This window comes from Ruegeria sp. HKCCD6157 (genome assembly GCF_013110685.1).
GTDB lineage: Bacteria > Pseudomonadota > Alphaproteobacteria > Rhodobacterales > Rhodobacteraceae > Ruegeria.
In genome coordinates, this window is record NZ_WVRB01000007.1 from 71,825 (window position 1) to 85,162 (window position 13,338).

Annotated in this window: 13 protein-coding genes; 9 read left to right on the plus strand and 4 right to left on the minus strand. The window is 58.8% G+C overall.

Annotation, left to right across the window (positions count from 1 at the left end; translation table 11 throughout):
- Positions 1–167: 167 nt before the first annotated feature.
- Complete coding sequence (locus GS612_RS17820; protein ID WP_171642157.1) at positions 168–986, minus strand: DUF2189 domain-containing protein; 819 nt, start codon at positions 984–986, stop codon at positions 168–170.
- Positions 987–1,228: 242 nt separating this feature from the next.
- On the opposite strand from GS612_RS17820, the gene GS612_RS17825 reads away from it, so the two are divergent.
- From GS612_RS17825 to GS612_RS17840, 4 genes are all read left to right on the plus strand, one after another.
- Positions 1,229–2,017, plus strand: coding sequence for an exodeoxyribonuclease III (locus GS612_RS17825; protein WP_171642159.1), 789 nt, complete (start codon positions 1,229–1,231; stop codon positions 2,015–2,017).
- A 75-nt stretch (positions 2,018–2,092) separates the two neighbouring features.
- On the plus strand, positions 2,093–3,007 hold the full coding sequence (trxA, locus tag GS612_RS17830; RefSeq protein WP_171642161.1) for a thioredoxin: 915 nt from the start codon (positions 2,093–2,095) through the stop codon (positions 3,005–3,007).
- Positions 3,008–3,034: 27 nt separating this feature from the next.
- Positions 3,035–3,676 carry an LON peptidase substrate-binding domain-containing protein gene (locus GS612_RS17835; RefSeq protein ID WP_171642163.1) on the plus strand — a complete coding sequence of 214 codons (642 nt, stop codon included), beginning with the start codon at positions 3,035–3,037 and terminating at the stop codon, positions 3,674–3,676.
- Complete coding sequence (locus GS612_RS17840; RefSeq protein WP_171119907.1) at positions 3,673–3,858, plus strand: Trm112 family protein; 186 nt, start codon at positions 3,673–3,675, stop codon at positions 3,856–3,858. The genes GS612_RS17835 and GS612_RS17840 overlap by 4 nt, the downstream gene beginning before the upstream one ends.
- On the opposite strand, the gene GS612_RS17845 is transcribed toward GS612_RS17840, so the two are convergent.
- Complete coding sequence (locus tag GS612_RS17845; RefSeq protein WP_253286216.1) at positions 3,855–5,117, minus strand: FAD-dependent monooxygenase; 1,263 nt, start codon at positions 5,115–5,117, stop codon at positions 3,855–3,857. The genes GS612_RS17840 and GS612_RS17845 overlap by 4 nt on opposite strands.
- Positions 5,118–5,169: 52 nt before the next feature.
- Between GS612_RS17845 and GS612_RS17850 the strand changes: the two genes are divergently transcribed.
- The 4 genes from GS612_RS17850 (at position 5,170) to GS612_RS17865 (ending at position 11,360) form a co-directional block, all read left to right on the plus strand.
- Positions 5,170–6,498, plus strand: coding sequence for an amidase (locus GS612_RS17850; protein WP_171642165.1), 1,329 nt, complete (start codon positions 5,170–5,172; stop codon positions 6,496–6,498).
- A 108-nt stretch (positions 6,499–6,606) separates the two neighbouring features.
- The gene (locus tag GS612_RS17855) at positions 6,607–7,788 is read left to right on the plus strand and encodes an aminotransferase class I/II-fold pyridoxal phosphate-dependent enzyme (RefSeq protein ID WP_171642167.1); all 1,182 of its coding nucleotides are present in this window, start codon (positions 6,607–6,609) and stop codon (positions 7,786–7,788) included.
- A gap of 14 nt (positions 7,789–7,802) precedes the next feature.
- Complete coding sequence (locus GS612_RS17860; RefSeq protein WP_171642169.1) at positions 7,803–10,724, plus strand: DNA translocase FtsK; 2,922 nt, start codon at positions 7,803–7,805, stop codon at positions 10,722–10,724.
- A 39-nt stretch (positions 10,725–10,763) separates the two neighbouring features.
- Positions 10,764–11,360 (plus strand): outer membrane lipoprotein carrier protein LolA, encoded by a 597-nt coding sequence (locus tag GS612_RS17865; RefSeq protein ID WP_171642171.1) that lies wholly within the window; start codon positions 10,764–10,766, stop codon positions 11,358–11,360.
- Positions 11,361–11,374: 14 nt separating this feature from the next.
- Here GS612_RS17865 and GS612_RS17870 read toward each other — a convergent pair whose 3' ends face one another.
- Both GS612_RS17870 and GS612_RS17875 read right to left on the minus strand, forming a co-directional pair.
- Entirely contained in the window at positions 11,375–11,956 is a 582-nt protein-coding gene (locus GS612_RS17870) for a lytic transglycosylase (RefSeq protein ID WP_152459251.1), read from the minus strand.
- A gap of 60 nt (positions 11,957–12,016) precedes the next feature.
- Positions 12,017–12,898: an AEC family transporter gene (locus tag GS612_RS17875; protein ID WP_171642173.1), complete on the minus strand. Its 882-nt coding sequence runs from the start codon at positions 12,896–12,898 to the stop codon at positions 12,017–12,019.
- A gap of 80 nt (positions 12,899–12,978) precedes the next feature.
- On the opposite strand from GS612_RS17875, the gene hspQ reads away from it, so the two are divergent.
- Positions 12,979–13,305 (plus strand): heat shock protein HspQ, encoded by a 327-nt coding sequence (gene hspQ, locus GS612_RS17880; protein WP_117872061.1) that lies wholly within the window; start codon positions 12,979–12,981, stop codon positions 13,303–13,305.
- Positions 13,306–13,338 lie beyond the last annotated feature (33 nt).

A 13,338-nucleotide genomic window follows, 5' to 3' on the forward strand; every position in this document is an offset into this window, starting at 1 on the left:
AGGTTACTCCCAACCCGTGCATGTCCGGGTTATGACATGTACCTCCCTGTTGGACTGCCGGGCCGAATGGCCCGGCTTTTTTTCGCTGCTGAGGGGTGGTTTCCACAGAAGGCAGACAGCAGCACTGACCGATATTCGACCAATGATGGAGGTGAGTTCTGCCGCGTTCACCCTTCCGCCGGGGCAACGGCGCGCTGGTAAAGGTGCCACGTGGTGTGACCAAGGATCGGAAGGGTAAAGATCAGGCCCAGAAACGCTGGAACCAGCGACAACAGTATGGTGACCGAGATGATCGCCGCCCAGCTGAGCATGACCGCCGGGCTTTCGGATACGACACGCAAAGAGGTCAACATGGCAGAGATGAAGTTGGTTTCCCGGTCCAGCAGCAAGGGCATGGCGACGACGGTCACCGAAAACAGTACCGCTGACAGGAACGCGCCGATACAGGTGCCAACGGCAAGGAAGATCCAACCCTGCGGCGTGAAGAAAACGGTGTTCAAAAACCCGTCGAAATCCGAGAAGGATGCGTTCTGGAGGATGATCGCCAGCCAAAGCCGGACCTGGTAGATCCACACCCAGAAAATGAAAAGTGTGACAAAGGCCATCCAGCCCAATTCGCGTTTGCGTTGATTGGCCATGACGCTGAGGATTTCAGCCCAGCCAAAGCTTTCGCCTTTCTGCAAGCGGCGCGACATTTCATAAAGCCCCGCTGCGGCGAAAGGCGCGACCAGCGGAAAACCGACAATGGCGGGAATGATCATCCAGATCTGGCCAAGCCAGATCAGAGCCCAAACCAGCAGAATTCCGAATACTGCATAGAACAGACCGAAAAAGCCGCTCAGGACAGGGCGGGCCAGAAAGTCGGAAAACCCGGCTTTCAGCGACGCCCTGATGTCATCCGTCGTTATCTTGTTGACCTGCGGAATGTCCCGCTGCTGCGGCGTCAGATTCTCCGGTGGCGTGGAACCTGCGGTCTCGGATGCCATGACACACTCCTCCCAAAGCATGGTGCCGGGCCGGTCTGTTCGCGAACAGACCCAGCGGTGAAACAGACATTCCTCATTCGCAGACAAGTCTGCATCAGGCGAGATATCAGGGCAAGGGAAAGCATGAATATGACGCCCGCCTAACTGCCGGCCTTTGGTCCTGGCATCGGGCCGCCTTTTCTCGTGGCAACTGGCGTTGTGCCACGCTAACCTGCGCCAATCGCGACAAAGGAATCCCCGATATGCCTTTCACCCTTGCCACCTGGAACATCAATTCTGTTCGCCTGCGCGAGCCTATCGTGCTGAAATTGCTGCAAGAAGAAGCCCCTGATGTATTGTGCCTGCAAGAGTGCAAATCACCGGTTGAGAAAATCCCGACCGAAGGGTTTTCCGAACTGGGCTACACCCACATGATCGCGCGGGGGCAGAAGGGTTACAACGGCGTCGCCATCCTGTCGCGCCTGCCGATGGAAGAGGTGGGCGACAGGGATTTCGCGGGTCTCGGACATGCCCGCCATATTGCCGGGCGGTTGGAAAATGGTGTCACTGTCCACAACTTTTATGTCCCGGCGGGCGGCGACGTGCCGGACCGAGAAGTGAATGAGAAATTCGGCCAGAAGCTCGACTATCTCACTGATATGCGCGATTGGTTCCGTGCGGAAAAGCCGGCTAAATCCATCCTTGTCGGCGACCTGAACATCGCTCCGCGTGAGGATGATGTGTGGTCACACAAACAACTGCTGAAGGTCGTCTCGCACACGCCCATCGAGGTCGAGCATCTGGCCGAGACACAGGAAGCAGGTGGCTGGGTCGATATCACCCGTCAGGACATCCCGGAAGGGCAGCTTTACAGCTGGTGGTCCTATCGCGCCCGGGATTGGGATGCGGCGGACAAGGGGCGCCGGCTGGACCATATCTGGGCCACGGCCGATATCTCGAACGCGGGCCATTCCAGCCGCATTCTGCGGGACGCCCGTGGGTGGGAAAAGCCCAGCGATCACGCTCCGGTCTTTGCCAGTTTCGACGTCTGATCCGCAACTCAGCCCTTGGTTTCCGCGGCAAGCGGCTGCATATAGGGCGCAAGTTCGAACGAAAGAGTGATTGCCATGGACCTTCTGAACGGCGGAAACGCCCCAGCAACCGATCTGATCAAAGACGGGACCGAGGCCACTTTCATGGCCGATGTGGTCGAAACCTCGCAGGAAACACCTGTGATCGTCGATTTCTGGGCACCTTGGTGTGGCCCGTGCAAAACCCTTGGGCCGATGCTGGAAGAGGCCGTGACAGCCGCGAAAGGCGCGGTGAAGATGGTCAAGATCAATGTCGATGAGGCGCAGACAATTGCCGCGCAAATGCGCATCCAGTCGATCCCGACCGTCTATGCCTTTTTCAAGGGCCAGCCTGTGGACGGGTTTCAAGGCGCGTTGCCGGGATCCGAAATCAAGGCTTTCGTCGACCGTGTGATCGAAGCCGCTGGTGGTGAAAGCCCGGGGGGCCAACTGGATGATGCCGTGCAGGCTGCCGAGGAAATGCTTGCCGAAGGCGCGGCTGCGGACGCGGCTCAGACCTTTGCCGCAATTCTGGGCGAAGATCCGAACCACGCCGCGGCGTACGGTGGGCTTGTGCGGGCGCATATCGCCACCGGTGATCTGGAGCAGGCAGAAGCGATCCTGAACGGCGCTCCGGCCGAGATCTCCACATCGGCCGAGCTGGAGGCCGCACATGCGCAGCTGGAGCTTGCCAAGCAGGCGGCAGATGCCGGCCCCGTCGCCGAGCTGATGGCAGCGGTCGAGGCGGATCCGGACAACCATCAGGCCCGCTTTGATCTGGCGCAGGCGCTGCACGCGAACGGCAATGTGGATGAAGCCGTGGCACAATTGCTGGAACTGTTCCGCCGGGATCGTGAATGGAATGAAGGTGCAGCCAAGACACAGCTTTTCACCATCTTCGATGCGCTCAAGCCCAATGACCCGATTGTTCTGAACGGACGTCGCAAACTCAGTTCGATGATATTTGCCTAATCTCTCATCAGAGCTAGAGTCGGGAACATGATGCATCCCGCCGACCTGCCGGAAACGGTATCCGTTTTTCCCTTGCCCGGGGCGCTGCTGCTCCCGCGTTCGCGCTTGCCGCTTCACGTATTCGAGCCGCGCTATCTTCAGATGCTGGACGACGCGCTGAAAACCAAGGAACGGTTGATCGCAATGGTTCAGCCGAATCCTTCGGTCAATGACGAAGACAAGCTGCACCGTATTGGTTGCGCAGGGCGGGTGACGCAGTTTTCGGAAACCGAAGATGGCCGGTACCTGATCACGTTGACCGGTATATCCCGGTTCAGGGTCATGTCAGAGCTGGACTCGTTCACGCCCTACCGGAGGTGCGCGGTCTCGTGGGACGGGTTCGACCGTGATCTGGGAAAGGCCGAGAAAGACAACGGGTTTGACCGCAACGCGTTCCTGACATTGTTGGAGCGTTTCTTTTCATCCCGTCAATTGTCCACCGACTGGGATTCGCTCAAGGACGCAGAGGATGAACTCTTGGTGAATTCCCTGTCGATGCTTCTGGATTTCGACCCCGAGGACAAACAGGCCCTGCTGGAAGCCCCCTGCCTGCGCACCCGGCGCGAAACGTTGGTGACGCTGATTGAGTTCGCCTTGCGCGGCGGATCAAACGAGGAAAAACTGCAATGACCGATCCTGAACACGCCTTTGATCGCCACATGCTCGAGGCGATGATCTGCCCTCAGACGCATACGACCCTGCACTATGACGCCGAAAAGCGAGAGCTTGTTTCAAAAGCGGCGGGTTTGGCTTTTCCCATCCGCAACGGCATTCCGGTCATGCTGGTCGATGAGGCCCGGCAGCTGGATTAAATCGGGCGCCCTTGCAACAGCTTGGGCAGATCACCGGTCAGCCCGGCCGCTTCGCGAACGAAACCGCGACGGAGGCCGGGCAAAGCGCCGACAACCCCCATGCCAATGTCACGTCCAAGCCGCAGCAGCGGGTTGTCGTTGGAAAACAGCTTGTTGAAGACATCCGTCGCCATCGCCAGCGAGGCCGTGTCGAAACGGCGCCATTCCTGATAGCGCTCCAGTACCATCAACGAGCCGATATCCTCGCCGCGCCGTCCCGCCAAAGTCAGAACCTCAGCCAGAGCGCCGACATCGCGCAGGCCAGCGTTCAGGCCCTGACCGGCAATGGGGTGCATTCCGTGCGCGGCATCCCCGACCAGCGCCATGCGATCGCTGATGAAGGAATTGGCGATGGTCAGGTTCAGCGGATAAGTGAAACGATCACCCGCCAGACTGATTTCACCAAGAAAATCGCCAAATCGCGGGCGCAGCACTTGCACGTAGTCGTCCTCGGGCAGGGCGTTGATGTGCTGTGCGGTGTCGGTGCGTTCGCTCCAGACGATGGAACTGCGATTGCCGGTCAACGGCAGAATCGCCAGCGGACCGGGTGGCATGAAAAACTGATGTGCAACGCCATTATGTGGCAGCTCATGTTCGATGGCGCAGACCAATGCCGTCTGGCCGTAATCCCAACCGGTGCGTTTGATGCCGGCCCGTGACGCGGTTCCGCTGCGGCGACCGTCACAGCCAACCAGCAGGCTGCCGCCCAGGGTTGTGCCGTCATCCAACGTCACGGTCACGCGGGCCGCGTCGGCCTGTTGCGAAACGACGGATTTGCCGCTTACCTGGGTGATGCGCGGTTCTTCGGCCATCGCGTCCAGAAAAGCACGGCGCAGGTGGCGATCCTCGACCATATATCCCATCGGGCCTTCTTCGATTTCGGCATGGTCGAAATGCATGAAAAAAGGCGATGGCCCTGTTCCGGCATGGCCATCTGTGACCTTGATTTCCAGCATCGGTTGGGCGTGCTGCGCGACGCGGTCCCAAATGCCGATGGCATCCAACAACCGCTGTGAGGCCAGAGCCAGCGCATAGGCGCGCCCGTCGAATGCCGCGTTCTTGCGCACCTTTTCGGCCAGCGCATCGATCACCGTGACCGAATGACCGGTTTGTGCCAGTGCCAGCGCCAAAGCAGGGCCGTTCAACCCGCCGCCCACGATCAGAATGTCAGAAGCCTGTGTCATGCCCTGCAATATGCGCGCCCTTTCGGGATTGTCCATGTGCAGTCCTGTCGCTACCGTCACCCAAAGCCGAAAATTCCGGAGGGGCAAGATGCAGGATTGGTTGACAATGACCGCGTGTGATTTGGGCCGTGGCATTGGCATGGGTCAGATCGATCCCGTCGAACTGACGGAAACCTACCTGTCCGCTATTGACGCTCATCCGCATCGGGACCGCATCTATGCCCGCGTCACCCATGACCGCGCGCGGGCTGAGGCTGAAGCCGCTCGGCAACGCGCGCAACTGGGCCTGCGCTGGTCGCTGCTGGACGGGGTCCCGATCAGTTGGAAAGATCTGTTCGACACCGCCGGCACCGTGACCGAGGCGGGTTCGGCTCTGCTGAAGGATCGCGTGCCGGATGCGGATGCGCTGGTGCTGCGCAATGCGACTCAGATGGGCACCGTTTGCCTGGGCAAGACGCATATGAGCGAGCTGGCCTTTTCCGGCCTTGGGTTGAATCCGATCACCGAAACCCCGCCCTGCATTCATGACGAGGCAGCAGTGCCCGGGGGGTCATCTTCGGGGGCGGCGGCCTCGGTCGCCTGGGGGTTGGCAGCGTGTGGCATCGGCTCGGACACGGGCGGTTCGGTGCGTATCCCGGCGGCTTGGAATGATCTGGTGGGGCTGAAAACCACTGCGGGGCGGCTCAGCCTGGAAGGTGTGGTGCCGCTGTGCCTGCGTTTCGACACGGTTGGACCTGTGGCGCGTTCGGTCGAGGACGCAGCGCATGTGCTGGCTCTGCTCGAGGGGGGAACACCTGCCGATCTGCGTGGTGCTTCGCTGAAAGGGCGTCGTTTTGCCGATTTGCAGAACATTGCCAAGGACGATCTGCGCGACACACCGCGCAAAGCATATGACGAAGCCGTGGCCAAACTTGCCGACGCAGGGGCCGAGATCGTGCCGTTGGAAGTGCCCGAGTTGAACGAGGCCATGACGTTGACCAGCATCGTATACACGACCGAGGCCTATGGGCTGTGGCGCGATGTCATCGAAGCCAATCCCGAGGCAATGTATCCCGAGATTCTCGAACGCTTCCGCATTGGCATGGGCTATTCGGGCCCCGACTATGTGGCGGCCTGGGCCAAACTCAAGGCATGCCGCAGCGCCTGGGACGCGGCAACCGCCGGGTTTGACGCGGTTCTGGCGCCGACAGCGCCGATTTTGCCGCCCAATCTGGAGCGCTTGCTCAGCGATCACGACTATTACGTAACCGAGAATCTTCTGGCCTTGCGGAACACGCGGATTGGCAATCTGATGGGGCTGGCGGCACTGAGCCTGCCCACCGGAACGCCCGGCTGCGGGTTGATGATGCTGGGCTATCCCGGCTCGGAAGAGGCGTTGTTGCGGCTGGGTTCGGCAGCGGAAACGGTGCTGGCCTGAATGCCACAATCCCCTGATTCGGAACCTCTTTGTCTGGACGAAGAGGCGCACGGACTGTAATCTGCCAAAAAAACGGGGCGCCAATGACCCCGATATTGAGGCAGTACCATGGTTTTCCCCGAGCGGTTTTCGAACCTACCGGCTTATGCATTCCCGCGTCTGCGCGCCCTGTTGGATCACCACCAGCCGGGCGGTGATGTCGTTCACATGACCATTGGTGCACCGACACATGATTTTCCGGCTTGGGTGACGGATGTCATCATGGAAAACGCCGCCGGGTTCCAGGGATATCCTCCGAACGAAGGGTCGGATGACCTGCGCACGGCGATCACGGATTGGATCAAGCGGCGATATGGGGTTCAGATGGACCCTGATGCCAACGTGATGGCGCTGAACGGCACGCGCGAGGGGCTATACAACGCGGCCATGGCTTTGTGCCCGGAACAGAAGAACGGTCAGCAGCCGATCATCCTGTGCCCGAACCCGTTTTATCAGGTCTACATGGTCGCCTCGCTGTCGGTGGGCGCGCAGCCTTATTTTGTGCCCGCCACCGCCGCGACAGGCCATCTGCCGGACTATGCCGGCCTGCCTGCGGACGTGCTGAACCGCACCGCCGTGGCCTATATCTGTTCACCCGCCAATCCGCAGGGGGCCGTTGCCTCGCGCGAGTATTGGGCTGACCTGATCCGTCTGGCCGAGCAGTACGATTTCCGTATTTTTGCGGATGAATGTTATTCCGAGATTTACCGTGAAGAAGCCCCGACAGGTATTCTGACTGTCGCGCAGGAGCTGGGCGCTGATCCTGAACGGATCACGCTGTTCAACTCGCTGTCCAAACGTTCGAATCTGGCCGGCTTGCGGTCGGGGCTTGTCGCCGGTGGCCCAAAGACGATCAAACAGGTCAAGCAGTTGCGCACCTATGCAGGGTCGCCTCTGCCTCTGCCCTTGCAAGCTGCCGCCGCAAAGGTTTGGGCGGATGAGGAACACGTTCGGCAAAACCGCGCGCTGTATCAGGAAAAATACGCCATTGCGGATGAGGTATTCGCAGGCGTGCAGGGCTATATGCCGCCCGAGGCCGGATTCTTTCTTTGGCTGCCGGTCGAGAATGGTGAAGACACCGCATTGAAAGTCTGGAAGGAAACCGGTGTCCGGGTCCTGCCGGGCGCATATCTTTCACAAGGCGATCCGGGGCAAAACCCGGGCACAGGATTTATCCGGGCTGCATTGGTGGCCCCAAAAACAGAGTTGCAGCGTGGTCTGATCACACTCCGCGACTGCATCTATTCGTGAGGTACGAGGGCAAAATGGCATCATATAACGCGCGCAACCGCGATCCATTGCTGGACAGCACAACGCAGGCAGCCCTTGAGCGACGCAGCAAGGAGTTGATTGGCATCGCCCTGATCCTGCTGGGTTTGGCTGCGGCCGCGATGATCTGGTCCTACACGCCCGATGATCCAAACTGGATGGTGTCCACCGACGCGCCGGTGCAAAATTGGATGGGGCGGATTGGGGCCTCGATCGCCGCACCCTTGTTCATGATCGTCGGCTGGGGAAGCTGGGGCATCGCATTGGTTCTGATCGGTTGGGGTTTTCGGTTTGCGGGCCATTTCGGGGAAGATCGCGCCATTGCGCGTCTGATTTTTGCGCCGATCTGGATCGCCGTCGTCTCGGTGTATGCCGCAACCCTCGTTCCTGATGCAGGCTGGCGCGCGACCCACAGCTATGGTCTGGGCGGTTTGTTCGGCGATACGGTCATGGGCGCGTTGCTGACGCTGCTGCCGATTTCGTCACATTTTCTGGTGAAGCTGATGTCGCTGGCCATGGCGGTCGGGATGATTGCGCTGGGTATTTTTGTGCTGGGTTTCACCAAATCCGATGTCAAGCGGGGTTTCCGGGCCTTCTTGCTGGGGCTTGTGATGGCATATGATATGCTGATGACCCTGATGGGCCGTGGTGCAGCCTCGGCTGCGCAGGCAGCGCGAGATCGTCGCGCGCAATGGGAAGAGCGCAAACTTGCGCGAACCGCAGCGGCCGAGGCCGTGTTCGAGGATGATCTGGCTTATGCCGATCCAATCTTTGAAGAACCTGAACCGGAAAGTCCCGAACCTCCGGTCAAGTCCGGTCTGTTGGCGCGCATGCCGTCACTCATCAGGCGCCCCGATCCCATGCCCGAGCCAGAGCTGGTCGATCCGGGACCAATCGCGGGTTTCGACGAAATGCCGGGTGAAGATCGCATCCGTTCGAAAATCTCGGCCGCTGTGCGCAATCGCAAAGTGGCGACGGGTGAGTTGACACCCGAACCCGACCCGAACCTTCCGCTGACCAAGGGCCGTGGTCGTCGCCCTGGCCCGCTGATCCTGAACGCAAGTCAGCCGGATGACCTGCCAATGGAGCCGCCGGTGACAGCAGCAGGACTGCCGCCCGAGCCGCCCGTAACAGCGGGTGACATGCCAGACTGGCAAGAATCCACGCCGTTTGAAAATGCGCCCGAACCCATGCGGAACCACTATGCACCCGAGCCGGATCTGGAGGACGAGGTATTCGAGGATGCCGAAGAAGCTGTTTTGCAACCACGCCCGGCGATGAAAATCCCGGTGGCCGAGCCGCGCAAGCCCGTGGTCGCGCAACCGGTACGCCGCACACCGCAACCGTCTCGCCGCGCACAGGCCGAGGCACAGCCTGCATTATCCTTTGAAGAGCGGCACTCGGACTTCGAACTGCCACCTCTGGGCCTTTTGTCGAATCCGGCCAGCATTCAGCGCCACCATCTGAGCGATGAAGCCTTGGAAGAAAACGCGCGGATGCTGGAAAATGTGCTGGATGATTACGGCGTGAAGGGTGAGATCGTCAGCGTTCGCCCCGGCCCGGTCGTCACCATGTACGAACTGGAGCCCGCTCCGGGGCTGAAGGCAAGCCGCGTGATCGGCCTGGCCGATGACATCGCACGTTCGATGTCGGCACTGTCAGCGCGGGTTTCGACCCTTCCGGGCCGTTCGGTGATCGGCATCGAACTACCGAACGAAAACCGCGAAATGGTGGTTCTGCGCGAAATCCTGGCCAGCCGCGATTTTGGCGATGGCAACCAGGCACTGCCGTTGGCCTTGGGCAAGGATATCGGCGGCGAGTCCGTCGTGGCAAACCTCGCCAAGATGCCTCACCTACTGATTGCTGGTACAACCGGTTCCGGTAAGTCGGTGGCGATCAACACCATGATCCTGTCGCTGCTGTACAAGCTGACGCCGGATGAATGCCGCCTGATCATGATCGACCCGAAGATGCTGGAACTGTCGGTCTATGACGGTATCCCGCATCTGCTGTCGCCCGTTGTGACCGACCCGAAAAAGGCGGTGGTCGCCCTGAAATGGGTCGTGGGTGAGATGGAAGATCGCTATCGCAAGATGTCCAAAATGGGTGTCCGCAACATCGCGGGCTATAACGGCCGGGTGAAGGATGCGCTGGCCAAAGGCGAGATGTTCAGCCGCACGGTGCAAACCGGGTTTGACGATGAAACCGGCGAACCCACATTTGAGACGGAAGAATTCGCGCCCGAAGCGATGCCCTATATCGTCGTCATCGTCGATGAGATGGCCGACCTGATGATGGTGGCGGGAAAGGAAATCGAAGCCTGCATCCAGCGTTTGGCGCAGATGGCGCGGGCCTCGGGCATTCACCTGATCATGGCCACACAGCGCCCTTCGGTCGACGTGATCACCGGTACGATCAAGGCGAACTTCCCAACGCGGATTTCCTTCCAAGTGACGTCGAAAGTCGACAGCCGCACCATTCTGGGTGAAATGGGGGCCGAACAGCTGCTGGGGCAGGGCGACATGCTTTACATGGCTGGGGGTGCCAAGATTACCCGCTGCCACGGACCCTTTGTCTCAGATGAAGAGGTCGAGGAAGTCGTCAACCACCTGAAACAGTTCGGTCCGCCGGACTACATTGGCGGTGTCGTCGAAGGTCCGGCCGAGGAAAAGGCTGACAATATCGATGCCGTTTTGGGCCTGAACACTGGCGGCAATACGAACGGAGAGGACGCGTTGTACGATCAGGCGGTGGCAATCGTGATCAAGGATCGCAAATGCTCGACCTCGTATATTCAGCGAAAACTTGCCATTGGCTACAACAAAGCTGCTCGGCTTGTTGAGCAAATGGAAGACGAAGGTGTTGTTTCGTCAGCAAATCATGTCGGGAAACGCGAAATCCTCATCCCCGAGCAATAGGATATTTAATAACAAGGGCAGAAGACCTATCTGTACGGCATGAAACAGATTGCTTTTGCCCTTGCTTTGACACTGGCCGCACCTGCCGCATGGGCGGCGGAGAAGCTGCCGCTCTCGCAGATTTCCAATTACCTGAACGGGTTGAAGACGGTTCAGACGACATTCACCCAGGTGAATGACGATGGCTCGCTGAGCACCGGCAAGCTGTGGATGCAGCGCCCCGGCAAGATGCGGTTTGAATATGACCCGCCCAACAATGCCGTGGTGCTGGCAAGATCCGGAAGCGTTCAGATCTTTGATCCGAAATCGAACCAGCCGCCCGAGCAATACCCACTTAAGCGCACGCCGCTGTCCATCGTGCTGGCGCGCAACGTGAACCTGAGCCAGGCGAATATGGTTGTAGGTCACAGCTTTGACGGCACGGCCACCGTCGTCACCGCGCAGGATCCCAAGAACCCCGAAGCGGGCCGGATCGAACTGATGTTCACGGACAATCCGGTCGAGCTGCGCAAATGGGTGATTCACGACAATGCGGGCAGCCAGACAACGGTATTGCTGGGCGCTATGAATGAAGGCGGTCGCCTTGATCAGAAGCTGTTCTCGGACAAAAAGAGAAGCGGGTCAGGCAATCGCTGACCCGCTTGTATGTGTCAATACCGGCAGTTTGCCAACTGTGCCTGATATAGTTGTGCGCGTGCGTCTACGTCATTGGCAACGTTCAACAACCAGGATTTGCTGTTGTAGCTGCCACGGGCGTACCCTGTGTGACCTTCGTGATAGGCCAGGTATTGATTGCGCGTATCTGCCGGGTGGATACCGTTTCGCTCGTAGCTTTTGTTCATGTACCAGCCGATAAAATCCGAGGCGTCGCGGATGCGATCGCGCTTGGCCCGGCGTTTTCCTGTTTCACGCTGGTACTGTTCCCATGTGCCGTCCAGTGCCTGACCATAGCCGTAAGCGCTGCTTTGACGACCCATCGGGATGACGCCCAATACGTATCTATGCGGAGTGCGCGCATCGTGCCGATAGCGGCTTTCCTGATAGATGGTCGCCATCTGAACGTGAACCGGAACGCCCCATTTGCGCTCGGTGTTCTTGAAGGCTTTGATATAGTCGGGTTTTTCACGCGCAATACTGCACGCATCGTTTAATCTGCTGGGCGGCTGTTTAGAGCCGCCCCCACAGGATGCCAGAAGCAGCACCCCTAGGAGTACGAAAAGAATTCTGCTCATGTGCCTCGTGCCTTTTTTGTGTATTCTAGCGCAGATTGAGCGCTGAGGAAATCACAATCGCTATAAAATGATAGCCAGAACAGCCGGTAACGCCGCTACGGAAAGCACTTTGGACACCATGACCATGCCGGCGACGGCGTCGGAATCGGCCCCAAACCGTTCGGCCAACAGGTAAGAGGTCACGGCAACCGGCGTACAGATTTGAAGAACCAGAACGCCAAATGCGATCGTATCCAAATCAAACCATCGTCCGATTCCCCATCCCAGCGTAAAGCACACCGCCAGTTTCAGCGCTGACAGCCACAGCGCCCGCCCCAAGCTGTGCGAGGTCAGGCGGGCGATTGCCACACCCAACGTGACCAACATCAGCGGAACAGCCATTTGCCCCAAAAGCTCCAGCGTGTTGGTCAGAAATGTCGGCGTCTGCCATCCTTGCCACAAAAACACTGCGCCAAGGATCGTCGCCCAGGCCATTGGTTGGCGCGCAACCTGTCCCCACGCCCCTTTCCCGGCGACCAGATAAATCCCGTAAGTGAAAGAAAACAATGCGGTAACTGACAGAAAGACAACAGCATATCCCAGACCAATCTGACCAAAGGCAAAGATACACAGCGGCAGGCCCAGATTTCCGGTATTGCCGAAGATCAAAGGCGACAGATATGTTCGCGGGTCCAGTCTCAGCCCTCGAACGATCAGCCAGAACACAACCACCAGCAGCAGATTTGCGACCAGTGTCGCCATCGTGAAGCGCGACAGATCATTGCCCGGGATCTCGGTTTGCATCAGGGCAACAAATATCAGACTGGGCATTGCCAGCATCGTTGCAAAGCGGGTAACGAATTGCAGGCGGTATTCGAAACCCAGCTTAACCCATGTAAAACCAACAGCCGCCAACAGAAAAACCGGCGCCACGATTTCGAACACTGTCAGTATAAGGTTCACAGACTGTTTCCCTGATTTTCACATCAATGATTGGCTTTTCCGCCCGGAAACGGGTAAAAAAAGCGTTGGGGGCTGATACAATGCTAAAGACACGTGCAAAATACGGCTTGGGCCAGGTGGTTCGTCACAAGAAACACCCTTTTCGAGGGGTGATTTTTGACGTGGATCCCGAGTTTTCGAATACCGAAGAATGGTATCAGGCCATTCCGGAAGACAGCCGCCCAAGGAAAGAGCAACCGTTCTACCATCTGCTGGCCGAGAACGACCAATCCTTCTATGTTGCTTATGTTTCAGAACAAAATCTGGTTGCAGACTATTCAGGCGAACCGGTCGAGCACCCGGATATTCCCAATATGTTCGGACCGTTCGAAGATGGTTCATACCCCCTGCATTTCCACCTGAACTAGCAGAGCCGAACCGGCGGGCATAGGTCTGCCGCA